Raw genomic sequence first — 24006 nt, 5'->3', positions numbered from 1 at the left:
TTATTTATGCAAAGGTGGATTGTGCGTGAAAGCGTGGTGTGAGAGAGTTTGTAGGATTCTAGTGCTTGGGCTTTTGTGTAGCTCTTTGGCGCAGGCTGCGCCAGAGCAAGCTTCTACACTGATAAATCCCCTTAACACAGAGCATAAAGACTCTACTACAATGTCGCAAAAAGAGCTACAAGATGAGCTAGTATCCATCAATACCACCTTGACACAGAGCAATAATCCTTGGCTTAAACGCTACACAGATTATGCAAACTACAATCGCATAATGCGCCAAATGCACACTTTGCAAGATGAGATTTTGCATATAGATGCTACAAACATTAGCGCGCTTAATGAAAAGCGTCTAGCCATAGAAACACTAGAGCGGCAGCTTGATTTGCTAAAGGACGCTAAAAGTGATCCCTTTAAAGACCTAATCCAAAAGCCAGAGATAGGCGATCTCCCTAATATCACCAATCCTTTTGCCATTATTAGTGGGCTATCTTTTATCAACAATTTGCAAAACACAAAGGCGGCATTTGAGAGCAATAAGCAGAGCCTAGAGATCGTGCTGACACTCATTGAGCGCAAATATAGCCTACTTGAGCAGCTTAGTAAAAGCTACAAAGACTATGCCAAAGAGCTAGCCCTAGTGCAAGCAGAATTGCTAGAGTTTCAAAGTGCTTATAATATCATCTCCACTAGCATTGATATTTATACCAAACGCTATGATGAGGTCTATGCCTTGCTCTCTCATCAAATCCACAAGCAAACCTTCAAGCTTATGTATATCGCCTTGGCGATTCTTATTAGTATCGGGCTAGCCCTTGGGCTTAAGCTTTTAATCAAGCGATATATCACTGATAATGAGCGCACCTACACGGCAAATAAAATTATCAATTTTTTTAATATCACCATTATCGTGCTTATTTTGCTTTTTGCTTACTTGGAGAATGTTACTTATCTTGTCGCGGTGCTGGGCTTTGCCTCTGCTGGGCTTGCGATTGCTATGAAAGATTTGTTTATGAGTATTTTGGGGTGGTTTGTGATCGTGCTTGGAGGCAGTGTGCATGTGGGTGATAGAGTTCGGGTAGAAAAAGATGGCAGTATCTATGTAGGCGATGTGCTAGATATTTCTATGCTACGCATTACGATGTATGAAGATGTAACGCTCACAAGCTTCGCGCATAATCGCCGCGCCGGACGCATTGTCTTTATCCCTAATAACTTTGTCTTTACGATGATGATTGCCAATTACACGCATAATGGTATGCAAACAGTGTGGGATGGGATAGATTTTTGTATCACCTTTGATTCTAATGCGCAAAAAGCCCAGCAAATCGCGCTTGATATTACAGCCAAGCATTCTAAATCCTACACCCAGCTTACCAAAAGTCGCTTGCGTAAAATGCGCGATCGCTACTCGCTCAAACACGCCAATGTCGATCCTAGGGTGTATAGCTTTATCGCTACAAATGGGCTTGTCATTTCTGTGTGGTATCAAACAAACGCCTATGCCACGCTCACACTCCGCAGTCAAATATCGCTAGAAATTATGCAGGCTATCTTGCAAGAGCCAGATATTTTCATCGCCTATGAGACGACAAAATTTGTCCAAACGCCTTATGATGGCTTTGGCGATAAATCCCACTAAGAAAGCATTGTATGAAAGAGATAAAACAAGAGAAAAAAGTATTTTTCAAAACCTTTGGCTGTCGCACTAATCTCTATGACACACAGATTATGCGCGAGAATCTAGGCGATTTTGCCCATACTTTAGAAGAGGCGCAAGCAGATATTGTTGTAATCAACTCTTGCACGGTAACAAATGGCGCGGACTCAAGCGTGCGTAGCTATGTGAGAAAAGCAAGAGATCTAGGGAAATCCGTGGTCTTTGCAGGCTGTGGGGTGAAGACTCAAGGCAGAGAGCTGCTAGAAAGGGGCTTGGTCGATGGCGTGCTAGGACATAGTCATAAAGAGTCTATCGCACAGGCTTTAGACAAGCTAGCACAAGGACAGAAGTTTTTCTATGAAGATAATTTAGCGCATTTGGATTCTAGTATTGTGAGTGAGTTTGTGGGCAAATCGCGTGCTTTTATCAAGATCCAAGAGGGCTGTGATTTTGCGTGTAGCTATTGCATTATCCCTTCAGTGCGGGGCAAATCACGCTCCTTGCCTTTAAAGCAGATTGTAAAGCAGGTGCAAGTGCTGGTGGATTCTGGGGTGCAAGAAATCGTGCTTACAGGCACAAATGTCGGTAGCTATGGCAAGGATAGCAATAGCTCTATTACAAAGCTTTTGCACACACTCTTTGCTATCCCTGATCTAAAGCGCGTGCGTATCGGCAGCTTAGAGCCAAGCCAAATTGATGAAGAATTTTGCGAGCTATTAGCTCACCCTAAGCTAGAGCGGCATTTGCATATTGCCTTGCAGCACACGCACAATGCAATGCTAAAGCTAATGAATCGCGCTAATTGCTTTGAAGAAGATTCTAGGCTTTTGCACACAATCGCAGATCTAGGCTATGCCATTGGCACAGATTATATTGTAGGACACCCCGGAGAGAGTGAAGAGGTATGGGAGCAGGCTTTTGGCAATGTCCGCACGCTTCCGCTTACACATATCCACCCTTTTGTGTATTCTATCCGCTCTGGCACAGCTTCTGCTAGTATGAGCGATCGTGTCAATGGCGCGGTTGCTAAAGAGCGGCTACATAGTCTAAATACGCATATACAAGAAGCAAATCTTGCCTTCCGCCGCAAAAGACAGGCGCAAGATAAGCCCTTGCAAGTGCTGATTGAGAAGCAATTAGGCGGCGTATATGTGGGGCTTGATGAGCATTTCAATAAGATCTTTATAGAATCCACCCAAGAGCTAGGGCAGTGGGTGGAGATCACAGAGTATGACATTAAGGAGCATAACTATGCCAAAATCTAAGCATTTGTGGGTGGGACTTAGCGGAGTGGTGATCGTGCTGCTTTTGTGCTTGGTGCTTGTGCTAAAGGATAATGCCAAGATTATTTCAGCTGCTGCACTAGAAAATGCCTTGCAAAAAAACTTCATCATAAAGCTTTGGGAGAGAGATGACTACCTCTATGCCCAAGCCAAAGATAGTCAAGTGTATAAAATCCTACTCTCTCAAGTAAATCCTGCCATTATCAAAACAATGCCCATTGATAAAACAAGCACGAAGTGGTTTGTTTGGGGGATTGTGATTGTGTTTATCCTGCTTGTGTGTGGGGTGGGGATAGCTCTAGTTGCATCGCGTAAAAATCGCGTGCATATCACGCCAATCAACGCTGCTGCGATTAAAGATCCCCCAGAATCCACTTTTGCGCCATTGCACTCTAGTATGCGATTTAGTGATGTGGCAGGCATTGATTATGTCAAGGCAGAGCTGCTAGAGATTGTGGATTTTCTCAAAAATCCGCAGAAATACCAGCGATTTGGCGTTAGTCTGCCAAAAGGCGTGCTACTTAGCGGATTGCCCGGGGTTGGCAAGACACTTTTAGCCAAGGCTCTTGCAGGCGAGAGTGGTGTGCCATTTTTCTACCAAAGTGGCGCGAGCTTTGTGGAGATGTATGTGGGCGTGGGGGCTAGGAGGGTAAGAGAGCTTTTTAGCAGAGCGAAGGCTAGTGCGCCTTGTATTATCTTCATCGATGAGATTGATGCCATAGGCAAGGCGCGCAAGGAGGGTAGCAATAATAGCGAGCGAGAATCCACTCTCAATCAACTGCTAGTGGAAATGGACGGCTTTAGCGATAATAGCGGCGTGGTCGTGCTTGCAGCGACTAATCATATCGATGTGCTTGATCCGGCACTTTTACGAAGTGGGCGATTTGATAGGAAGCTTTTCATCGAGCTGCCTAATAAGCAAGAAAGAGAGCAGATCCTATCAATGTATCTTGCCAGCAAGCCTAATAATCTCCACCAAGACATCGCCCAAATCGCTAGTGAGACTTCAGGCTTTAGCGGTGCGAGTCTTGCCACGCTTGTCAATGAAGCCGCGCTTAATGCCCTGCGCAATCACGCTCAAGAAATCAGTATGCGTGATTTTGATGCTGTGTATAGCAAGATCCATAGCGGGCTAAAGCGGCTACCGCTACTAGAATCCAGCTTGCGCGATGTGTATGCGATCTATCATTCAAGCAAATATCTCTATGGGCGTTTTTATCAGCTTAGTATGCAAAAGGTAAGCTTGTTTGAGAGTGTGCTACTAGAATCTAGCATTGATACACTAAGTCGCACGGAGCTATTGCGGCATATTGGATTCTACCTTGTGGGCGATAGGGCGGTGCGCACTCTATGCAAAGATAGCTTTGGCGTGTTTGGTAGCGATTATCAAAAGGCGCGTGAGCTAGTTGCAAAAGGGCAGGAGCTTGGGCTATTTAGCGCGCAAGAGAATGTGGGAGACACCCTTATCTTTCACGCTTCTTGTAGTGGGATTGAAGTTTTAGATACGCTTATGGACTTTATCGCACACCATAGAGAAGGCATACTTACCATAGCAGCACTACTGCTACAAGAAGAGCGGCTAGATTCTAGCCTAGAATCCACTTTTTCTACCGCGATACAAGCGTGTGAGAAAAGGGTAGATCGCGCGATTTTAGCGCGATTGCAAGAGCGATTATTAGGCTAGGCTATTTGATATAGCCTAGCTTGTAGAGCTCATTGGCTATGCGCACGACCACAGGTCCGGCATTACCGCCGCTTTGCCCGTGCTCGATAAGGATTGTTATGGCGTATTGGGGATTTTGCGCTGGGACAAAGGCTGTCATCCAGCCGTGTGAGCGGTGGAAGTAGGCTAGCTCACTTTCTTTGGCGCGTTTTTTTACTTCTTGCGGGATAGAAGTAACTTGCGCGGTGCCGGTTTTGCAAGCGATTTTGACTTGTGAGCCATAGACTCGGCGCGTGCCTGTGCCACCCGGGGCATTGCAGGCTTCTATCATACCTTTTTGGATAGCCCCTAGCTTAGATTTTTGCAAGTCATTTAGGACATCTTCTGGCTCTATGATATTGTCATCATTATTTTGCTTTTTAAGGAAGTGTGGCGTGGGGAGCTTGCCACTTGCTAGCAGGGCGGTGTAGCGTGCGATCTGCATAGGTGTAGCCAAGAAATAGCCCTGCCCAATGGAGGTTTGCACGGTATCTCCCACATACCAAGTAAGCCCATATCGCTGCGCTTTCCAATTTGGCGTGGGAAGTATCCCGCTAGACTCCCCCGGGAAATCCACCCCCGTGCGCTCGCCAAAGCCCATAGTCCCAAGCACATTTGTCATATTACCAATCCCTACCACTTGCGAGAGCTTGTAGAAATACACATCTACGGATTCTCTCAAGGCTTTAAACATATCCGAGCTGCCGTGTCCGCCTTGCTTCCAATCGCGAAACTGCCATTCGCCGATTTTGACAGAGTAAGGCGTATCGATTTTGGTGTATTCATTGACATCGCCATATTCTAAAATCGCCATTGCTACGCCCATTTTGATGACAGAGCCGGGAGGGTATTGCCCATTGATGAAGCGATTGATAAGTGGAGTGTGTGGATTATCAGTAAGGGCGCGCCATTTTGCCACGCTAATGCCTCCTACAAAGTCATTTAGGTCATATTCTGGGTAGCTTCCAGCCGCAAGGATCTCGCCACTTTTCACATCAAGCACGATAGCCGCGCCATTTTGCTCGCTGTATTCTTCATCGATTGCTTGCTGGAGCTTGGCGTCGATGGTTAGGGTGATGTTGTTTTGCGTTTGTGGGAAGAACTCTTCTGCTTTGGATACGCGTTGATTATAAGCATTGACAATACTATTGCGATAGCCTAGCTGCCCTTGCAAGATCGTATTATAGTGCCGCTCTATGCCCTCTTTGCCGATGATAGAAGTGTATTTGCTAACCGGATCATAGAAGACATCATTTTTATCCGCTCTGCCGACATAGCCGATGATGTGCGAGGCAAGCGAGCTGTGCGGATAAAATCGGCGGAAGGTAGGCTGCACGCGGATATTGTCTTCTTGCATAAGAGCTGCATAGGCTGTTTGTATGTCGTTGCTTGGGATATAGTCGATGACTTTGATTAGATCGTGGTTATAGGCAGAATTTTGCTTTGTGTAGGTTTGCAAAAGCTCATCGAAATTTTGATCCGGGAGATATTTGATAATCATTGCAATGGCATTGCGCAAGTCTTTATCACTAAGCAGTGGCTCTAAATAAATGCTAAAAAACAGCTCATTGACCGCCAAGGGCTCGCCATTTCTATCAAAGATCAGCCCCCTAGCTGGCACAAGCACTTCTTGCTTAGAGATATTGCGCTTGGCGATTCTTTCATAATGGTCGTGTCGCTGGATTGTTAGGATAAAAATGCGCAGTATTAGGATAATCCACACAAGCACAAAAATGAGTAAGACAATTTTATAAGGGATACTAATATTTTTCATTCGCTATCTTTTTGAGCTTTTCATACACAAGCCCCAAGCACGACTCACACACAAAATACACGATAAAAATACTATGCATTTTAAACTCAAGCCCAAAGCCAAACATCTCAAAAATATACATCACAAAAAAGTAGCTAAGATATAGCACGCCCACATACCAGAAGACAAAAAGCGCGTTATGCCCAAAGATTAAATTAAATTTTTCTGTGATGATATAGCGCACGATGAGAAATACCAAAGGCAAGATCCCTAGCGGGAGCTGGTTTTGGGCTTCAAAGATCACAAGACAGATGAGAATCCCAATGGTAGCAATGAGATTTTTTCGCTGATAAACATCCATAAAAATGATAAAAAGCAGCCCGATCATCGGCGGCAAAAACAAAAATATGCGATTACACATAGTCCAGATAAAAAAGACAAAACACAGCAAAGCGACTTTGGCGATTTGCTTGTAGGTGTTGTGCTTCATCTCTTGGACCATAGCTATCCCTTGTTTGGTATATCGGTGCTTATATCGCCTAAAAGCGCGTAAAAGATACGCTCTCTTATCATATCAAGGAGAGTTGGATCTTGTGGGGATTTTGGGCGATAGATTGTGCGTGCTATTGTAGCGTTATTTGTGGTGATTAGTGCTGCTTTTTGCCTGAGCTTTGCTAGGTCGTTTTTGGTGAGTTTATCGGCTTTGGTATAGATAGGGAGTAGAATCTGATCGCCGCGTAATATTGCTTGAATCTGGCTGGCTAGATTGCTATCAATGGCAAGCTGCTGATGTCTAGCATCAATTAGGTGGATAAAGAGCTTGATACTGCTTCTTTGCTGCAAAAACTCCCACAAATTGCGCTGCCAGAGAGTAAGCTCCTGCTTAGAGACTTTGGCATAGCCGATACCGGGCAAGTCGATAAGCGATATAGGGATATGCAGGTCCTTTTCTTGATCGTGCCATATTGATGTGAAAAAGTTTATAAGCCGTGTTTTGCCCGGTGTGGAGGAGCTTTTAGCAAGATTGGATTCTAGGAGCGTGTTGATAAAGGTGCTTTTGCCTACATTGCTTCGCCCTAGCATAACAATCTCGCTTGTCGTAGGGGCAGGACACTCGCTAAGCTTACTTGCAGAAGTGAGAAAGTGTGCGTTTGTGATTGTGATCATTGCGATGGAGTAGAATCCACTTTTTTGGATTCTGGGGATTTTGGGCTATTGGAGGGGGTATTTTGCATATCGTTTAGATCGATGATGACACGCACAGGGGCATTGCTATTGCTCTCTACATTGGCAATGCCATTGTCGTTGTTTAAGACAATTTTCTCCCCTTTTAAGAAATTGGGCTTGCCGATTTCTTGCACTTGGGCGTTGCCGATTAGCTGGTATTCATTGGCTTCTATGAGATAGATAAGCGTATCGCTCTTGCCCTTAAGCCTTCTGCCATCTTGGGTGAGCAAGAGGAAATCTACATTGCCTATGGCTTCAAACTTAAGCGGCTTGCGATTTTTATTGACATAGACATTGACTTTATCGGCATTGAGCTTGTCCTCGCCTTTTACCATTTTGACCTTGCCCGTAGCGGTGGTAATGCCCTTTTTCTCATCGGCGAAAACTTGCTGGGCTTGTATATCAAGATTTTCTGCTGCCGCAGCCACACATAGCCCCAAAACTACGCATATATATGCAAAAGTGGATTCTAGTGTAAAAGAATATTTCATTTGCTATCCTTATGTGCTTGTAGATCGATTGTAGCGATGATATTGCTGGCAGTTGTGGTTTGAAGCTTTTGGTTATAGATGATATTTTGCCCTTCTATGCTGCCCTCCACCGAGCTTGCCCAAAATGCCCCAATCCCTGTGAAAATCTCGCTTGATAGATCGTATTTCGCGCGTTTGCTATAAAAGACCTCGCCGCTATTTTTAGCATAGACCCCGCCTTTGTTGAATGTGTAGATGTTGTTTGTGCGCACTATTTCTTGCCCATAGAGATACTCTACTATGCGCGGGGTGTTGCGGAGCTTGGGGGAGATTTTACGCAAAAGTGTCTCAAAGCTTTGTTCATATTCTGCATAGCGCAGGGCTTTTGTGCCTTGGATATGGACTTGCACGCCTGTGTCGGTGGTTTGATAGATAGAAAAATCATAGAGTTCTACAAGGGGCATTTGGGCTTGTTTGAGCAAGATGGCTTGCGTATCTTTGGCAAAAGTGATGATAAAAAGACAAACCCCAGCAAAGATGAAAGCAAAAAACCAATGCACACTATAATCAGCATTGCAATAAGGTTTAAGCATATCAATCATCTTGCGTGCTAGGGCTAGAATCTTACTCATAGAGGGCTAAAAATTCTTGATATTCTTCTTCATTGCGCTGCAAGATAAACTCTATCATCTCTCGCACAGCCCCATTGCCACCGGTATGTGTGAGCAAGACATCTGCTTGTGAGCGTAGGTAGGCATTGGCATTAGCTGGGGCAAAGCGCAGTCCAGATTCTCTAAACATACCTAAGTCATTTATATCATCGCCTATACAGGCTACTTCATCTTTAGAGAGATTAAGCCCAGAGATGATACTTCTAGCGATGACAGATTTATCCTGCACACCCATAAAAATCCTAGTAACCCCTAGCTCACTTGCTCGCTTCCGCAAGGCTTTAGACTCTCTCCCAGAGATGATCGCCACCTCTCGCCCAAGCTTAAGCCACGCGGCAATCCCTAAGCCATCGTGGATATGAAAGGACTTAGACTCATAAATGCCGCCATCTAGCTCAAGGAAGTTGATTGTGCCATTTGTCAGTGTGCCATCGACATCAAGTAGCAGCAAGCGTATCATAAGCAGCCCTTTGTGCTAGGGATCACCACGCGCTCATTCTTGCTTAATGCCCTGCGCAACGCCACGCCAAATGCCTTAAATGCCGCTTCTGTGATGTGGTGGAGATTTTTGCCCCTTTTTAGCACGATATGCGCGCTCAAATTGGCATTAAAGCACACCGCGCGAAACCACTCTTCTACAAGCTCTACATCAAACTCCCCCACCTTGCCACAATACGCCTCTCCCATATCAAAGTGCAAAAACGCGCGATTGCTAATATCAATATCACACTCCACACACGCCTCATCCATTACCACAGCGGCATTGCCAAATCGCTCTATACTAGATACAGGGTAAATACTCTGGGCTAAAAGCTTGCCCAGCACGATCCCACAATCTTCCACGCTATGATGAAAATCCACTTCTATATCGCCTTTGCATTCTAGTGTGATGTCAAAAAGCGCGTGCTTGCTAAAGGCTTCAAGCATATGGGTGAAAAACCCAATACCTGTTTGTATTGTGCTTGTGCCGCTGCCATAGATCTCTAGGCTTGCAGTGATTTGTGTTTCTTTGGTTGATCGCTCTAGGTGCTGCATATTGCTCCTTGTAGTGTAAAAGTGGATTCTAGTCGCGCACGATAACGGGGCTTAGACTATGGGATTTGGCGAAGTCTTGGGCTTCTTCTTCACTTTGAAATCCTTGTAAAAATACCCTATACAAGCCATCTTGCTCTTTGATTATGGCATTATAGTTTGTGTCGCTGTATTTTTGCTTAGTAGATTGCGCGCCACCCTTTTGCTTAAACACGCCTAGTTGTAGTGAAAATGACCCCCCAGAGACTGCTTGACTCTCATCGCTCCCTACTTCAAATTCATCTTGGATCGCTTCATTTGAGACATTAAGGGTGTTTTGATAGTGCTTATCGACTTTGCCCCCAAAGCCTATGACTTCTATACGCACCTTTGCCGTGCCTTTTTGCACCATATCAATGTCCTTTGCTGCGGCGTTGGAGAGATCGATTATGCGTCCATCGACAAATGGACCGCGATCATTGATACGCACAATCGTTGTCTTGCCATTGTCTTTGTTAAAGACTTTTACAATGGTATTCATCGGCAGGGTTTTGCTAGCAGCAGTGTGGGCGTGCATATTGTAGGTCTCGCCATTTGAAGTGGCTTTGGCGTGGAAGTTTGGACCATACCAGCTAGCGATCCCATCAAAAGTCTTGCCTACTTTGACCTGCGTGGGGTAATACCACTTCCCAGCGATTTGGTAAGGGCGCATAGTCGCTCTTTGGATCGCTTCGCTCTCTCGCATACCGCGCAGAAGTGAAGCATTTGACCCGCTGAAGCTATCACTTGGGGCATTGCTCGCGCTAAAGTTACTGCCATTTTTCCCAAGCGTGAAGACATCGCCACCAAAGGCTTGATTGATATAGTTTGCCGTAGGAGAGCTTGTGGAGCGATAGGACTGCAAGCTATCATAATCGCTAAATGCCCCAATCCCTCCGCGATATACGCTTTCATTCGCACAGCCTAAAATCCCAAGCATAGCCAAAAGCCCTAGAATCATAGCACTGAATGCTTGTAGTAGCAGTATGGGGCGGGCTTGTGCTGTCATTTTAGTTTTGCGCGATTTGCTGCAATATGGGGATTACTATTTTTTGATTGGCAAAGATTGTTTGCTTGCTTGAGAAATTATTGCTAAGTTTTAGCTCCTCCATACTTATGCCATATTTCTTAGCAATGGAGGCAAGACTCTCGCCCTTTTTGACCTTGTGAAAGATGAAGTTCGCGCTAGGCAGCGCGTTTGGATCGTAGTTTTGCTTAAAATGCGCGAGCCTATCATAAGGGATATAAATGGCGTATTGCTTGCTTGATTTTGGGAGGAAATTATAAGTTAAGTGGCGATTGTATTTTTTAATATCTGCTAGGCTCATTCCAGCTCCTGCTGCGATACTTGCTAGCAGTGTGCCGCCCTTTATTTGCACTTGGGCTAGGGTATCAAATGCCCCTCGATTTAGGAGATACTCTCTATCAACGGCTTGCATTTTTTGCGTGTTGCTAAAGGCTAGGGACATACTCAATATCGTGCGGATATATTGGCGCGTCTCGCCGGGTAGATACTTTTCTCGCTCATCAAGTAGCACCTCTAGCTCACTGCTTCCAGCGCGTTCAATCGCCTTTTTGAGTCGCCCAAGCCCGCAGTTATACGCCATTGCTGCGAGATACCACTGCCCTGTGGCGTTATAGAGAAACTGCAAATACTTGATCGCTGCTTGCGTGCTTTTGATAGGATCTCTGCGCTCATCGACATAGTCGTTTATCACAAGCCCTAAATCCTTTGCCGTATAGGGCATAAACTGCCAAATCCCTACCGCGCGTTTTTTGCTATATGCTCTTGATGAGAATCCAGACTCCGCCATCGCTAGGAATAAAAACTCCTGCGGAATCCCCGCTTGCACGATCATTGAGCGGATAATGGGGATAAACTCATAGCTTGCATCAAATTGCTGCACAAAGCGTGTCCATCGCGTATCTGTGCTAGCAGATTGCAAGATAGCATTAGAGTGCAAAGAGCTTAAAAACTCCACGCCAACGCCTAGAGAATGCAGTGTAGAAGCAGTGTGATTATCAGGGATAAAGCCCCCACTATGCGCACTTGTCATTAGGCTAGCAAGTAAGAATCCTATGCTAAGGGTTTTTTGTATTTGTGTTTTGGCGTTGTGTGTGTATTGCAGTGGCGAGAAAAGCGACACTCCATCTCCTTGAATGTTGGCATTGGTAGTAAAAAGTCGCGATTATAGCAGATTTTCCTAGAATCCACTTTTATGTATTTTTGTTTTTATGGATTTCTAGAGAAACTTCGCTTTGCTTGTTTTCTAAAGAAACCTGCTGCGGCTTCGCCTTGCACCGCTGTCGCTTGTTTTGGATTGCCACGCTTTGTCTTGCGCCAAAGCTCGCAATGACGGAGAAAAGGCGTTATTGCTAGAATCAACTTTTTCAAAAAGTGGATTCTAGCAAGCAAGCCTATTTTACTTCACAAAGCTTGTTGGACTTCAACACGATTCTAAGCATTGTGGTGGGGCTGTGGTTGTTTTACGCTATTTTTAGGGCAGAGCAAGACTAGAGGTCTGCGGTTGTCCTAAAAATAGCGTAATCAATCGCATTGCTCACCCAAGACTGAATCGCTCCGCTAGAATCCACTTTTAGATACCAAACAACTCACACGCATTACTTGTGCTAATATCTGCTAGCTGCTCTTGTGGGACTGATAAGATCTCTGCGACTCTTTGGGCGATTAGCGGGATATACTCTGGGCTATTGCGCTGCCCTCTGTGTGGGTGTGGGGTGAGATAGGGGGCGTCAGTTTCTAGGACAATGCGATTTAATGGGATTTTAGGCAGGGCTTCTAGGAGTCTTCTAGCATTTTTAAATGTCGCCACCCCACCAATGCCATAGTAAAAGCGATCACTAAGCTTTAGCAAAATCTCATCGGCATTGTAGCAGTGCAGCACACCGCGTGCCTTTGGGTATTGGGATAAAATCTCATAGGCATCATTGCTCGCTTCTCGTATATGCACAATTAGGGGCAAATCCCGCGCTATTGCCTGCTCAATATGCGCGATAAAAACTTCTGCTTGGTTGCGCTTTTGCTCCTGCTTAGAAGTGGATTCTAAGAAGTGGTAATAATCTAGCCCACATTCACCTATGGCGATACATTGTGGCTCATCAAGTAGGCTAAAGCACTCTTGCAGGGTGGAGCGATTGCTTATGCTAGCATTCTCGTGGCTAATCTCGCAAGGGTGCAGTCCGCAAGCGAAGTAAATATGCGGATATTGCTGGGCTATGTCTCTAGCGCGATTAAGCGTAGATGGGCTAGCAGCTGGGATAATGCACGCCTTTACCCCAAGCTCTTTGGCTTGTGCTATAACTTGCGCTAGATCTGTTATATAACGCTCATCATCAAGATGGCAGTGTGTATCGATAAATAGTGGCATTGTGGCTTGCATTGTGTCTCTCTTGAAGTTTTTGCGCATTGTAGCTTAAATTTGCATACTGCCTAGTTTGCTATACAAAGTTTTGCTACAATCCACACTTATCAAGATTACACAATTAGGATTCTAGTATGTTTAGTGGATTGGTGCGAGAGATCGCAAAGGTGCGTGCGTTAGAAAACAACATCTTGCGACTTGAGAGCACATATACACCGCAAATTGGCGATAGTATCGCGGTCAATGGTATGTGCTTGACAGTGATCGCACTTCATAGCGATGGCTTTTCCCTAGAGATTTCTAAGCATTCAGCCCAAAGCGTAGCTATGGAGAATTACACTAAGTGTGTGCATATCGAGCCTGCACTGCGAGCGGACTCTCGGCTAGATGGGCATTTCGTGCAGGGGCATATTGATAGCATTGGCACAATCACTGCCATAAATCCCCACGCTAATCAAACGCTTTTTACCATAGCAGCAGATGAGCCTACACTGCAGCTTGCTATCCCACAAGGCTCTATCACAATCGATGGCATTAGCCTAACGATTTCTAGCGTGCAGCGCGATAGCTTCACACTCACACTTATCCCCCACACAATGCAAAACACCTTGTTTGCAAGCTATCGCGTAGGGCGCAGGGTCAATATTGAAACAGATGTGCTTGTGCGATCAGTGGCACATATCCTTGCCAAAATGAGCAATGCAGAATCTATGCGTGCCTTTGCCGCAAATGCTCTAAACACTAAGCCAAAGCCAAGCTGGAGCGAGCTTGATGATATTGCCCTAAGGTATTAGCGCGTATGCAAAAAGCAGCAGCCCTAGCCTATAACGCCCAGCAAGATCGCGCCCCAAAGGTGCTAGCAAGCGGCAAGGGTAGTATCGCAGAAAAAATCATCGCTAAGGCTAAAGAATACGATGTCCCTTTATTTGCCAATGAAGAGCTAGTGGATATGCTTTTGCAAGTAGAGATTGAAAGCGAGATTCCAGTGGAGCTGTATGAAGCGGTGGTGAGAGTGTTTGTATGGCTTAATCGCCTAGAGTCTAACGCCCAGCTAAGTCGCATATAATGGAGCCTTTATGCGAGCGGTAGTGTCCTTGCGGTTTGTTGTTTGTGTCGGTGTTTGTGGTGTGTATGTGCAGGGCTGCTTTTTGCAGGACTTTAATGCACACGCCCGCCAAGCAGGCTATGGCACACAAACACAGAGTGAAAAATCCCGCCGCAAGCACACTGCCCTAGAATCCACTTTTGACAAAATACCCCAATCATCATCGAAAGTCACGCAAGCGGCGTGGCAATCCACAAACCCAAATGATGAAAAAGTGGATTCTAGTGTGATTGGCGTGCTCCTCTCCCAGCAGAGTCGCTGGAAATTTACGCCCTATGTCTCTGGAGGTGTGAAAAGGAGCGGAGCAGACTGCAGTGGCTTTGTGCAAAGTGTGTTTAGTGAGAGCTTTGGGGCACAGCTCCCTCGCACGACTATTGATCAAATGAAAGGCGGCAAAAAGATCAAGCAAAGCAAGCTACAAGCGGGGGATTTGGTGTTTTTCAAAACAGGGCGAGGTGCGCTTGGCTATCATGTGGGGATTTATCTACAAGATGGCGAGTTTCTGCACCTATCAGCAAAAGGTGGCGCGAAAATTGCTAGTCTTTCTCATAGCTATTGGAAGCCTAAGTTTATCAAGGCTGTGCGCTATGATATTCCCTAGATATGCAAGGATAATGCTTGAAGATATTATGTAGAAGTTTGTGTGTTTATGCTGTGTTTAGCTGTGTGGCTTTGAGCGGATTGTCGCTAGAAGAAGCCATCGATAAAGCCCTACGCTACTCAGCAAAAGTGCAAAGCCAAATGCACTATGTCTCTGCTGCTACTTACAACAAATACTCCACCTACGCGAATTTTTTGCCCACGCTTAGTAGCGGCTATACATATAGCTACAATGCCCCAAGTCTCTCGCCGCACTATTCTTTAAACGACATAAACTTAAGCGCGAGTATAAATCTCTTCCGTGGATTTAAAGACTATTTGACCACCGCAGAATCTAAGCAAAATCTTGTCCGCCAGCAGTTTTTGCTCCATAGCGCTAGAGCAGATATTATCCTAAACACTAGACTTGCATATATCAAAATCTTACAGAGCAAGGCTTTGCTAAACACCGCGCAAGAATCCGCCCGCTTGCTTAATGAGCAGCTTAAAAAGGCAAATTCTTTCTACCAGCAGGGCTTGCGTGCCAAAAATGAAGTGCTTACAATGCAGCTACAACTCTCTAATGCCAATATTTCCCTAGAAAATGCCAAGATGAATCTAACCTACGCGCTTAATGAGCTAGAGAATTTGCTTGGGGAGAGTGTGCAAGTAGAGCAAATAGAAGAGATACAAAAGGTGCATTTACACATTTATGACAAGCAGCATTTAATCGCAGAGATTCTAGAGCGCAATCCCGACTATCTCCTAGTCAAATCCCAAGTCAAATCCGCGGATCTAGCCTTCCAAATGACAAAGGCGCAGTTTCTCCCCCAGCTTGATCTAACAGGCATTAAACATTGGTATATCGATGGCGCAGGCAGGGCAAACAACTACTACGGCTTGCAATCACAAGTGCGACTAAACTTCACGCTAAATTTCTTCAACGGCTTGCGCGATGGCTTTGCCTATCAGGTCAAAAAGTATGATTTATACGCGCTTAGGCAAAATCTCTTGCAGTATGAGAGAAATGCGAGCTTGCAAATCGATGGGCTTTTGCGTGATTATGCCAATGCCAAGCACCAGCTTACTATCTCGCAAGATTCTCTCCACCAAGCCAAAGAGAATTACATCATCACAAACAACCGCTATTTGCAAAATCTCTCCACTTACACCGAGCTAATCAACGCCCAACTACTGCTTACAACAATGCAGACAAACATCAACCAAGCGCGTTATAATATCGTGAGCATTCAATCTAGGATAGAGCGTTTAGTCAATCCATAGCCTAGGCAGATGATTGCAGTGCTTTGCTTACTAGAATCCACTTTTAGCTATGGCAGGTTGTAAGAGATCAGGTTGTAGAGATTGCAAGCGGCAAAAGCCGTGCGTGAAGCATAGTAGAATCCAGAAGGTGTGAAATGTTTGCAGTGATTAGACATAATCTTGGCGTGTATTTTATGGTGCTTGCCTGCCTAGAGTTTGCTCTTATAGGTATGTGTGCAAAGATTTTAAGTCAAGAGGGGTTGCCTAGCATTGAGATTATGTTTTTCCGCAATGCTATTGGAATGGTATTTATGCTCTATCTGCTAAGTAAAGTCAAAATCCACAAGGCTGGGGGGCATTTTTTCCTACTGCTTTTTCGAGGACTTGTGGGGACGATTTCTTTATATTTGTTTTTTTATAATGTCGCGCATATTTCGCTTGGTGGGGCATTTGCTTTTCAAAAGACCTCGCCTATTTTCATCACGCTTATTGCGTTTTTCTTGTTTAAAGAAAGCATAGGGCTGCGCGGTTGGGTGGGGATTTTCATCGCGTTTGCTGGGGTGCTTTGTATTTTCCAGCCCTTTGATGCTAGCCTAATACAAATTGATAGCAAAAATGCTATGCTTGGTGTGGTGAGTGGGTTTTTTGCCGCATTGGCTCTTGTGAGCGTGCGTAGCTTGCGCAATTTCTATCCCACAGAGTATATCGCCTTTTCATTTATCGCTATTGGGACGATTCTGCCACTTTGCTCTATGATGATAGGGGCATTTTACGCCCCTAGTGGGCTGGATTTTTTCATCGCGCCTTTTGTTATGCCAGATGTGAAGTCGTGGGTGTTTATCGGGGCTATGGGGATTATTGGCGTGCTGTATCAAATCCACATTACCAAAAGCTATGGCGTAGCCAAAAAGGCTGGCATAGTCGCAGGCGTGAGCTATCTTGATGTGGTGTTTTCTGTGCTAATTGGCGTGGCGTTTGATGGCGTGCCTAGTGTGCTAATGCTGCTTGGCATTGGTGCGATTGTCTTTGGGGGGCTAATCTTAGTCTATCGAAAAACTTAGCCTTTGCTATAATTGCATTAAAAACTAAAGGGGATAAATGATTCTTAGTGTGCCTGCTACAAGTGCTAATTTGGGACCCGGACTTGATGTGCTTGGGCTTAGTCTAGATTTTCGCAATGAGTTTCATATCACAAGGGCGCGTGAGAGTAGCGTGGAGATCTATGGAGAGGGGCAGGGGGTGCAGCGATTTTTAGCGGATAATATGTTTGTAAAAATTTTCCGCAAGACCTTGGAGCATTTGGGGGTAGATGAGAGAGAATTCCGCTTTGAGTTTTTTAACAAAATCCCTGTATCAAGGGGTATGGGCAGCAGCTCGGCAGTGATTGTGGGGGCGATCGCAGCAGCACATAAGGTGGCAAATCTCCCTATAAACAAGCAAGATATTTTAGAGCAAGCCCTAGTCTATGAGCCACACCCTGATAATATCGCTCCAGCGGCGTTTGGGGGATTTACTATCTCTATGCTAGGGGGCAGGGTGGATTCTAGGAAGGTAAGTGTCATTACGCATACTATGCCTGCATATTTACGCGCGGTTATGGTGATCCCCAATCGCTCTATCTCGACTAAATACTCTCGCCAAAGCCTGCCCAAAAAATACTCAAGCCAAGATGTCATCTACAATATGTCGCACACAAGTGTCTTAAGCGCGGCGATTATGCAAGAAAAGTGGGATTTGCTAAGGCTAGCAAGCAGAGATAAGCTCCACCAAGAGCGCAGAATGCGCCAATATCCTGTGCTTTTTAGCGTGCAAAAATGCGCACTAGAAAATGGCGCGCTAATGAGCACACTTTCAGGCAGTGGGAGTAGCTTTTTTAATCTCTGTTTAGAGGGCGATATGAGCCGCTTGCTTCAAGCCTTGCAAGATAGATTCCAGCATTTTCGCGTGATCCCTATGCGACTTGATAATGATGGGCTTATTTTTAGCGATGAGAAGATATAGATTCTAGCTAGGATTCTTGCGGGTCTAAAAATCGCTCATCACAGAAGCTATTTGCGTGTATATTGCTAAAGGCATTTTTTAGCGATTTGAATAAAAGTGGATTCTCAAGCTCTAGGGTTTCTAGCATTTTTTTGGTGTTGGCGCGAGATTTGGGGCGTTTGTCTTCAGGCAGCCAATTTATCGGGCAGTTGCAATCAGGGGCTATGTAGATGTTGTTATGAGCGATAAAATCACGGATCTGTCGCTCACGCACGAAAATCATCGGTCGCAGGACATATAAGCCATTTTGCGCGCGATAAATGGGCGGCATAGAGCGCAGCGCACCATTAAAGCTAAGATTCATAAAAAAGCTCTCCACCGCATCATCTAAGTGATGTCCTAGGGCGATTTTGTTAAAGCCGCCTTCTAGTGCAAGCGTATAGAGACTGCCGCGGCGCATTCTAGAGCAAAAGCTGCAGTAAATTGTCCCCTCTCGTTTATGCTCTTCTAAAATCTTATAAATATCTGTGCGGATTCTCTCATAAGGGATATTGTTTTGCTCACAATACTTGATGATGTAGTCATACTCCCCGCCTCTGCCATAATCAATCGTAACTGCCTTAAAGTCAAAGGAAAAAGGCGCGTGCTTTTTCATATAAGCAAGGATTGTAGCAAGCAGCATAGAGTCCTTGCCTCCACTTAGCCCTAGTAGGATTCTATCGCCCTCTTGTATAAGCTTGTATTTGGCATTGGTGCGCCCTACGATGTTTAGGATTTTTTTGCTAATTATAGGGGCTGTCATTGGGGCTTCTTTATGGTATCGGCTATGGCTTGGGCATTGTGCGTATCAAGCATATCGCTATTGTATTTTAAAACAATCACGCCTTCTGTGTCGTTGGTGTAGATTTCGATAATGCCATTTGTGGATTCTAGGGTAGCGATTTTGTCGCTAGCATACTCGCTTATGGGGAGATAGAGATTTTTCTGCTTTGTGGGGTTTGCTAGGAAGAGCAAAGAGCCTAGCCATAGCACACAAATGATTGAGACAATAATCCCTATCCACATAATCCCAAAATGGTGGTATAGCACGCCCCCTAGCACCCCACCTGCAAACGACCCTGCATACGCATAAGTGGTGAAAACTCCTAATGCCTTGCCTCTCTCGTGCGCCTTAGCATACTTGCTTGTGAGTGATTGCATTATAGGCTCTAAAGTCGCAAACCCTATGAAAAATAGCGTGATCCCAGCCACAAAAAGCCATAAGTAGTTTTCCGCCCCACCAATGGCAAGCAGCATATATGCGATCAAAAATAGCCCCACACCATAGCCTAGCACGAGCTTCGCCCTGCCATACTTCTCTGCCAAAATACTCGCAGGTGCTAGGGCGAAAATCCCACAAAGTGCCGCTGGAGTGTAGATCTTCCATAAATCTTCTTTATGCGCTCCTAGCTCATTGACAAAGCACAGAGGAATCACCACAAAAATAAGCGTCATAAACATTTTTTCTAAAAAGGAGCTGCAATTCATAATGGTGAGATTGAGATTGCGCGCGCTTTTTTGTGGTTTTTGCTTAAAAGAGTAGGAGATTTTAGGTGTAGCAGGGACTACAAGGAGCAAGATCATTGAGATAACTGTCAGTAGTGCTGTAAGCCAAAAGAGCCACGCCACGCCGACATAGCCGCCGATGATTGGACCAATAAGCATAGCAAGTGTAAAGCTAGCAAATATCCCCCCACCCATAATCGCCATAGCCCCTGTGCGCTGCTCTTCTCGCACAAGATCAGTGATCTGCGCGCTTACCACACCGCCTATCGCGCCTGCTCCTTGGATAAATCGCCCAAGGATAAGCATATAAATATTATCGGCTAATGCGCACATAACAGAGCCGATAAGAAAAATCAAAAGCCCTGCCATAACGACCTTTTTGCGATCGATTTTATCGCTTAGGATTCCAAAGGGCGTTTGGAAGATGATTTGCGTAAGATATGCCCCACTCACCGCTAGCCCTAGCAAGATCGCTGAAGTCTCGCCAAATTCTGCAACATACAAAGAAATCACAGGTAGCACGATAAATAGCCCTAAAAATCGCAAAAATACCACGAAGCTTAGGGGGAGAATTGCCTTGAACATTGGATAATCCTTGAGTTAAGTTGTGTTAAATCTGCTATTATAGCTGGTTTTTATCAAAGCTTGGCTTTGTGCTTGTGAGAGTATTTCATCATTTAGGAGTGTAGATGTTTCAGTTTATTGTCGCTAGTGGGAATAATGGCAAAATCCGCGAGATCCGCGAAATGCTTGGGGATTTGGGGCAGGTGATTAGCCAAAAGGATGCAAATATCTTGCTAGAGCCTGAAGAGTGGGGATCTACTTTTAAAGACAATGCCCTTATCAAGGCAAAAGCTGTGTTTAACGCTCTGCCCGGGAATCTGTATAGTGTGTTTGTGATAGCCGATGATAGCGGGATTTGTGTCGATGCGCTAGGTGGAGAGCCCGGAGTCAAAAGCGCGCGCTATGCAAGCACTACACATAGAAATGCCGAAGATGGCGCGAACCGCTGCAAGCTTATCATCGAGCTAGAGAAAAGAGGGGTTACTAGCTCTAGGGCGCAGTTTGTAGCTTGCGTGGCATTAGTAGGCATAGGATCGCGCGGCGAGTATGTGGAGTATGTGGCAAATGGCGTGTGTGAAGGAGAAGTGATCAATAAAGAGAGAGGGCATAATGGCTTTGGCTATGACTCGATGTTTATCCCAGATGGATTCTCACAAACCCTAGCTGAGCTACCCTCTGAAGTGAAAAACTCCCTATCCCACCGCTACAAAGCCCTGCTGCAAATCCGCGACCGCCTAGCGCACGCCTAGAATCCACTTTTGCAATAGGCGGTCAAAAGGGTCGGTGGCAATGCAGCGATGAAAGGAGCTAATGTGAAAAAAGTGCTACAAATGAGTGCGGTGAAATATGCCATTGTCGGCGGGATCAATACGCTTGTGTGCTGGGTTGTGATCCTTGTGCTAATGTGGTTTGGCGTGATCCCAGAAGTGGCAAATGTCCTTGGCTATGCAGTGGGATTTGCCAACTCATATATACTTAATAAGACCTTTACTTTTCAATCTACCAACTCTCATAAGCAAGATCTTATCCGCTTTGGCGTGGCTATGGGGCTAGCCTATCTCATCAATCTTGGCGTGCTGATTGTGTGCCATCGCGTCTTTTTGGTAGATAAATATCTCTCACAAATTATTGCCGCGGTGTTTTATACAGCAAGTGGGTATATTATCAGCAAGTTTTGGGCGTTTAAGCAGTAGGGCGTTGCGGTTGAGCGATTCAGTCTTGGGCGATTTAGTCTTGGGTAAGCAATGCGATTGATTACGCTATTTTTAGGACAACCGCAGACCTCTAGTCTTGCTCTGCCCTAAAAATAGCGTAAAACAACCACGGTCCCCACCGCAACCCTTAGAATCGTGCGGAAGTAAAACCGACTTTGTGAAGTTAAACACCCTTCAAAAGTGGATTCTAAGATTTGCTAGAATTGTGGCTTTCAATATGGAATCCTTTTTGCTTAGGATTGTCAAATCTTCAAGCAAGGATCAAGAAGTGCTAGAGCAAGTAAGTAAGATTGATGCTGTTAAAAAGACTCCGTTTCCTGTGGATCCCCCCAAGCAAGCCGCACCTAAGGCTGAGTTTGTGCCAGATTTTAAAAGTGTGCTTGAGCAATCGCTAAAAGCCCAAGACACAGCCCCACAAGCAAAGCCAGCAAATGCGTCCATAGCCAAAGCCACTAAGCCTATAACCCCTGCCTTACAGGCAAATGCAAAATCTAGCACACCTAGCCCAAATCTCCCTGCCACTAGCACTCCTGCTCAAGTGCAATCTATCTCCACACCACCTAGCACGCCCCCTAGCCCAAATACGCCTGCCAATAAGGCAAACGCCCCTACACAAGCCACTTCTGCCAATCTCCCGCAAGCAAGCAATCCTTTGGGGGCTGCACTGCAGGCTTCTGCATCGCAAATCTCTGGGCAAGTCTCTGGCAATGCACCCAAATCCCCCACTCAAAATGGGCAAGCTAAAAGCGAGCAAGATACACTAGAATCTAGCCTTGCAAAAAGCCTAAAGCCCCAAACCCCTGCCCTAGTGGATTCTAGTCCGCAAGCACCGCAGAAAAAGAGCTTAAATGATATGGCAAAGCAAGAGCCACAAGAGAGCTTCCTATCAAAAATCACGCAAAATGCCAATAAGGCTGATTCTAGCACTCCTGCTACCCCCACTCCCACAAACGCCCCTACTCAAAGCCTAGTGGATTCTAGCGGAGCTGAAGTAGCGCAATCTGGCATAGCCGCTTTGCAAGCTAGCGGGGCTGCTGCAGCTATGGCACAAGATATGGCGATCAAGGATTCTAGCAAGATAGGCGCAGGATCTAGTGTAGGATCTAGCGCAGGCGGGGGCAGCCCTCTAGCCAATGCCCAAGCCAATGCGCCAAAATCTAATGCCCCCACCCCTGCCAACCCTACTGCAAAAGCCCCGACATTAGGCGATGTGGTGCAAAAGGCGCAAGATCTCGGGCTAAACCCTAGCAAAGCAGAATTTACCCAGCAAGAAGATGAGTTTAAAAACTCTGTGCAAGCACGCACGGGCTTGCGCGAAGCCCCAGCAAGTGAAGGGATCAAGCAGTTTTTTGACAAGCAAGATGAGATGAGCTTGCGCCCGCTTTTTTCTATGCTTAGTGCGGCAAATGCCCTTGATGCAGCAGCACGCAGAAGTGGTAAGGCTAATCGCATAGAATACGCCATTGAAAGCAAAACAGAGAAAATTGCTATCATCAATCGCGGCAAGACACTACCCAAAAATATCACAGAATCTAGGATTAAAAACGAGAGACAAGAAAGAGTCTTTGAGCAGATACAAAAAGACATTGTCGCAGGCAGGGAGCTGGACTTAGAGCAGATTAAAGCTGAGCTTTTTGCTAGCAAAGAGAGTGATATAGCCCCAAAAGCACCTATACAAGGGCTATCCCAGCCCACACAAACTGCCCAAAGGCTAGCAAGTGCTAGTGCGGCTATGGCTGCTTCAGCTTTGGTCCAAAGTGCGCAAGAAGCCCTAAAAGAATCCCAAAAATCCAGCAAAGATCCAAAGGATCAAAACGCACGCACAAAGGCTGCGACTAATGCAAAAGACAAAGCCAGCCCCACTGCACAAGCAGGCAAAGAGGCTAGAGTCCTAAGCCCAGAGCCAGAATCTAGCGTGCAAAAGGAGCTAGCCCGCGCTATGGAGATGGAATCTAGCCTAGCAGAGCCTATGCAAGAGCTTGAGCCTATGCCTAAAGAGCTCCAAGAGCTTGGCAAACCCCAAAAGACTGATAAAGCTAGCGAGCAAAAGCTAGATTCTAAGCCAGAATCTAAGCTTGCTGCAAGTGCGGCTTTGGGGGCTAGTGCGATGAAGCAAGAGCTAAGCAAGCCACAGGTTAAAGAGATGATCACTTCATTTGTCAATCAATTTGACCAAGAGGTGAAAAAATTCAAGCCCCCGATGAATAAGATCTCCCTAGAGCTTAATCCCAAAGAGCTAGGCAATATCGAGCTTACAATCACGCAAAGGGGCAATAACTTGCATATAAGCGTAGTATCAAACCCTCAAGCGATCAATATCTTTGCGCAAAATCAGCTAGATTTACGCCAAAACCTTATCGCCCAAGGCTTTGATGGCATAGATCTAAGCTTCTCGCACGATTCTAGCTCACAAGGTGGATTTGGTGGCGATAGCCACAATGGCGCAGATCAAAACGTTAGAGACAATCAACAAGGCTTTGTGCCTTTGGCGAAGGATTCTAGCGAGCCTAGTATGGAAATCACCCTACCGCTGTATGCGTAGCATTTAAACAAGGAAGTA

General features: G+C 45.6%; 25 protein-coding genes. 12 read left to right on the top strand and 13 right to left on the bottom strand.

Annotated features, from left to right (window positions below):
• Positions 1 to 25: 25 nt before the first annotated feature.
• The 3 genes from DX060_RS04085 to DX060_RS04075 are packed head-to-tail and all read left to right on the top strand — an operon-like array spanning position 26 to position 4624.
• Positions 26 to 1639: a mechanosensitive ion channel domain-containing protein gene (locus DX060_RS04085; RefSeq protein WP_258552192.1), complete on the top strand. Its 1614-nt coding sequence runs from the start codon at positions 26 to 28 to the stop codon at positions 1637 to 1639.
• An 11-nt stretch (positions 1640 to 1650) separates the two neighbouring features.
• Positions 1651 to 2922, top strand: a complete 1272-nt coding sequence (gene mtaB / locus DX060_RS04080) for a tRNA (N(6)-L-threonylcarbamoyladenosine(37)-C(2))-methylthiotransferase MtaB (protein ID WP_115011276.1) — start codon at positions 1651 to 1653, stop codon at positions 2920 to 2922.
• Entirely contained in the window at positions 2909 to 4624 is a 1716-nt protein-coding gene (locus DX060_RS04075) for an AAA family ATPase (RefSeq protein ID WP_181814179.1), read from the top strand. The genes mtaB and DX060_RS04075 overlap by 14 nt, the downstream gene beginning before the upstream one ends.
• Before the next feature lies 1 nt (position 4625).
• Here the strand turns inward: DX060_RS04075 and mrdA are convergent, their stop codons facing one another.
• From mrdA to DX060_RS04025, 11 genes are all read right to left on the bottom strand, one after another.
• The gene (gene mrdA, locus DX060_RS04070) at positions 4626 to 6416 is read right to left on the bottom strand and encodes a penicillin-binding protein 2 (RefSeq protein ID WP_115011274.1); all 1791 of its coding nucleotides are present in this window, start codon (positions 6414 to 6416) and stop codon (positions 4626 to 4628) included.
• Positions 6403 to 6897 (bottom strand): hypothetical protein, encoded by a 495-nt coding sequence (locus tag DX060_RS04065; protein WP_115011273.1) that lies wholly within the window; start codon positions 6895 to 6897, stop codon positions 6403 to 6405. The genes mrdA and DX060_RS04065 overlap by 14 nt, the downstream gene beginning before the upstream one ends.
• Positions 6898 to 6899: 2 nt before the next feature.
• Complete coding sequence (yihA, locus tag DX060_RS04060) at positions 6900 to 7562, bottom strand: ribosome biogenesis GTP-binding protein YihA/YsxC (RefSeq protein ID WP_115011272.1); 663 nt, start codon at positions 7560 to 7562, stop codon at positions 6900 to 6902.
• Positions 7559 to 8113 (bottom strand): lipopolysaccharide transport periplasmic protein LptA, encoded by a 555-nt coding sequence (lptA, locus tag DX060_RS04055; protein WP_115011271.1) that lies wholly within the window; start codon positions 8111 to 8113, stop codon positions 7559 to 7561. Before lptA ends, yihA begins: the two co-directional genes overlap by 4 nt.
• The gene (locus tag DX060_RS04050; RefSeq protein ID WP_115011270.1) at positions 8110 to 8724 is read right to left on the bottom strand and encodes a hypothetical protein; all 615 of its coding nucleotides are present in this window, start codon (positions 8722 to 8724) and stop codon (positions 8110 to 8112) included. The genes lptA and DX060_RS04050 overlap by 4 nt, the downstream gene beginning before the upstream one ends.
• Entirely contained in the window at positions 8717 to 9223 is a 507-nt protein-coding gene (locus DX060_RS04045; protein ID WP_115011269.1) for a KdsC family phosphatase, read from the bottom strand. The genes DX060_RS04050 and DX060_RS04045 overlap by 8 nt, the downstream gene beginning before the upstream one ends.
• The gene (gene hisB, locus DX060_RS04040; RefSeq protein ID WP_115011268.1) at positions 9220 to 9798 is read right to left on the bottom strand and encodes an imidazoleglycerol-phosphate dehydratase HisB; all 579 of its coding nucleotides are present in this window, start codon (positions 9796 to 9798) and stop codon (positions 9220 to 9222) included. Before hisB ends, DX060_RS04045 begins: the two co-directional genes overlap by 4 nt.
• Before the next feature lie 28 nt (positions 9799 to 9826).
• Entirely contained in the window at positions 9827 to 10822 is a 996-nt protein-coding gene (locus DX060_RS04035) for a septal ring lytic transglycosylase RlpA family protein (RefSeq protein ID WP_408938834.1), read from the bottom strand.
• A gap of 1 nt (position 10823) precedes the next feature.
• Complete coding sequence (locus DX060_RS04030; RefSeq protein WP_408938841.1) at positions 10824 to 11870, bottom strand: lytic transglycosylase domain-containing protein; 1047 nt, start codon at positions 11868 to 11870, stop codon at positions 10824 to 10826.
• Positions 11871 to 12046: 176 nt separating this feature from the next.
• The gene (locus tag DX060_RS11265; RefSeq protein ID WP_181814178.1) at positions 12047 to 12208 is read right to left on the bottom strand and encodes a hypothetical protein; all 162 of its coding nucleotides are present in this window, start codon (positions 12206 to 12208) and stop codon (positions 12047 to 12049) included.
• Positions 12209 to 12410: 202 nt separating this feature from the next.
• A complete protein-coding gene (locus DX060_RS04025) occupies positions 12411 to 13214 on the bottom strand; it encodes a TatD family hydrolase (RefSeq protein WP_258552190.1) in 804 nt (267 codons plus the stop codon).
• A gap of 116 nt (positions 13215 to 13330) precedes the next feature.
• Between DX060_RS04025 and ribE the strand changes: the two genes are divergently transcribed.
• The 6 genes from ribE (at position 13331) to thrB (ending at position 18144) form a co-directional block, all read left to right on the top strand.
• On the top strand, positions 13331 to 13990 hold the full coding sequence (gene ribE / locus DX060_RS04020) for a riboflavin synthase (protein ID WP_115011267.1): 660 nt from the start codon (positions 13331 to 13333) through the stop codon (positions 13988 to 13990).
• Positions 13991 to 13995: 5 nt separating this feature from the next.
• Entirely contained in the window at positions 13996 to 14262 is a 267-nt protein-coding gene (locus DX060_RS04015) for an EscU/YscU/HrcU family type III secretion system export apparatus switch protein (protein ID WP_115011266.1), read from the top strand.
• Between the two features lie 10 nt (positions 14263 to 14272).
• A complete protein-coding gene (locus tag DX060_RS04010; RefSeq protein WP_115011265.1) occupies positions 14273 to 14902 on the top strand; it encodes a C40 family peptidase in 630 nt (209 codons plus the stop codon).
• 17 nt (positions 14903 to 14919) lie between these two features.
• Positions 14920 to 16164 (top strand): TolC family protein, encoded by a 1245-nt coding sequence (locus tag DX060_RS04005; RefSeq protein ID WP_115011264.1) that lies wholly within the window; start codon positions 14920 to 14922, stop codon positions 16162 to 16164.
• A 134-nt stretch (positions 16165 to 16298) separates the two neighbouring features.
• Complete coding sequence (locus DX060_RS04000; RefSeq protein ID WP_115011263.1) at positions 16299 to 17204, top strand: DMT family transporter; 906 nt, start codon at positions 16299 to 16301, stop codon at positions 17202 to 17204.
• A 37-nt stretch (positions 17205 to 17241) separates the two neighbouring features.
• Entirely contained in the window at positions 17242 to 18144 is a 903-nt protein-coding gene (gene thrB, locus DX060_RS03995) for a homoserine kinase (protein WP_115011262.1), read from the top strand.
• 7 nt (positions 18145 to 18151) lie between these two features.
• Here the strand turns inward: thrB and DX060_RS03990 are convergent, their stop codons facing one another.
• Both DX060_RS03990 and DX060_RS03985 read right to left on the bottom strand, forming a co-directional pair.
• Positions 18152 to 18925: a PP-loop family protein gene (locus tag DX060_RS03990; protein WP_115011261.1), complete on the bottom strand. Its 774-nt coding sequence runs from the start codon at positions 18923 to 18925 to the stop codon at positions 18152 to 18154.
• Positions 18922 to 20253, bottom strand: coding sequence for an MFS transporter (locus tag DX060_RS03985; RefSeq protein ID WP_115011260.1), 1332 nt, complete (start codon positions 20251 to 20253; stop codon positions 18922 to 18924). The genes DX060_RS03990 and DX060_RS03985 overlap by 4 nt, the downstream gene beginning before the upstream one ends.
• 104 nt (positions 20254 to 20357) lie before the next feature.
• On the opposite strand from DX060_RS03985, the gene rdgB reads away from it, so the two are divergent.
• The 3 genes from rdgB to fliK all read left to right on the top strand — a co-directional run bounded on the left by rdgB (position 20358) and on the right by fliK (position 23988).
• Entirely contained in the window at positions 20358 to 20981 is a 624-nt protein-coding gene (gene rdgB / locus DX060_RS03980; protein WP_115011259.1) for an RdgB/HAM1 family non-canonical purine NTP pyrophosphatase, read from the top strand.
• A 63-nt stretch (positions 20982 to 21044) separates the two neighbouring features.
• A complete protein-coding gene (locus tag DX060_RS03975) occupies positions 21045 to 21425 on the top strand; it encodes a GtrA family protein (protein WP_181814177.1) in 381 nt (126 codons plus the stop codon).
• A gap of 289 nt (positions 21426 to 21714) precedes the next feature.
• Positions 21715 to 23988: a flagellar hook-length control protein FliK gene (gene fliK, locus DX060_RS03970; protein WP_181814176.1), complete on the top strand. Its 2274-nt coding sequence runs from the start codon at positions 21715 to 21717 to the stop codon at positions 23986 to 23988.
• The last annotated feature ends 18 nt before the right edge of the window (positions 23989 to 24006 follow it).

This window comes from Helicobacter canis (assembly GCF_900451095.1).
GTDB classification, from domain to species: Bacteria; Campylobacterota; Campylobacteria; order Campylobacterales; family Helicobacteraceae; genus Helicobacter_B; species Helicobacter_B zhangjianzhongii.
The sequence above is the reverse complement of the archived record's forward strand: the minus strand, read 5'-3'. Positions and strand labels throughout refer to the sequence as shown.

Coding starts and splice junctions, on each gene's coding strand:
- DX060_RS04045 (WP_115011269.1), bottom strand. CDS start 9,223: ATGATACGCTTGCTGCTACTTGATGTCGATGGCACACTGACAAATGGC.
- DX060_RS04035 (WP_408938834.1), bottom strand. CDS start 10,822: ATGACAGCACAAGCCCGCCCCATACTGCTACTACAAGCATTCAGTGCT.
- DX060_RS04010 (WP_115011265.1), top strand. CDS start 14,273: ATGCGAGCGGTAGTGTCCTTGCGGTTTGTTGTTTGTGTCGGTGTTTGT.
- mrdA (WP_115011274.1), bottom strand. CDS start 6,416: ATGAAAAATATTAGTATCCCTTATAAAATTGTCTTACTCATTTTTGTG.
- DX060_RS04050 (WP_115011270.1), bottom strand. CDS start 8,724: ATGAGTAAGATTCTAGCCCTAGCACGCAAGATGATTGATATGCTTAAA.
- DX060_RS03990 (WP_115011261.1), bottom strand. CDS start 18,925: ATGACAGCCCCTATAATTAGCAAAAAAATCCTAAACATCGTAGGGCGC.
- ribE (WP_115011267.1), top strand. CDS start 13,331: ATGTTTAGTGGATTGGTGCGAGAGATCGCAAAGGTGCGTGCGTTAGAA.
- yihA (WP_115011272.1), bottom strand. CDS start 7,562: ATGATCACAATCACAAACGCACACTTTCTCACTTCTGCAAGTAAGCTT.
- DX060_RS04075 (WP_181814179.1), top strand. CDS start 2,909: ATGCCAAAATCTAAGCATTTGTGGGTGGGACTTAGCGGAGTGGTGATC.
- DX060_RS04000 (WP_115011263.1), top strand. CDS start 16,299: ATGTTTGCAGTGATTAGACATAATCTTGGCGTGTATTTTATGGTGCTT.
- lptA (WP_115011271.1), bottom strand. CDS start 8,113: ATGAAATATTCTTTTACACTAGAATCCACTTTTGCATATATATGCGTA.
- rdgB (WP_115011259.1), top strand. CDS start 20,358: ATGTTTCAGTTTATTGTCGCTAGTGGGAATAATGGCAAAATCCGCGAG.
- DX060_RS03985 (WP_115011260.1), bottom strand. CDS start 20,253: ATGTTCAAGGCAATTCTCCCCCTAAGCTTCGTGGTATTTTTGCGATTT.
- DX060_RS04015 (WP_115011266.1), top strand. CDS start 13,996: ATGCAAAAAGCAGCAGCCCTAGCCTATAACGCCCAGCAAGATCGCGCC.
- mtaB (WP_115011276.1), top strand. CDS start 1,651: ATGAAAGAGATAAAACAAGAGAAAAAAGTATTTTTCAAAACCTTTGGC.
- DX060_RS04030 (WP_408938841.1), bottom strand. CDS start 11,870: ATGACAAGTGCGCATAGTGGGGGCTTTATCCCTGATAATCACACTGCT.
- thrB (WP_115011262.1), top strand. CDS start 17,242: ATGATTCTTAGTGTGCCTGCTACAAGTGCTAATTTGGGACCCGGACTT.
- hisB (WP_115011268.1), bottom strand. CDS start 9,798: ATGCAGCACCTAGAGCGATCAACCAAAGAAACACAAATCACTGCAAGC.
- DX060_RS04065 (WP_115011273.1), bottom strand. CDS start 6,897: ATGGTCCAAGAGATGAAGCACAACACCTACAAGCAAATCGCCAAAGTC.
- DX060_RS04025 (WP_258552190.1), bottom strand. CDS start 13,214: ATGCAAGCCACAATGCCACTATTTATCGATACACACTGCCATCTTGAT.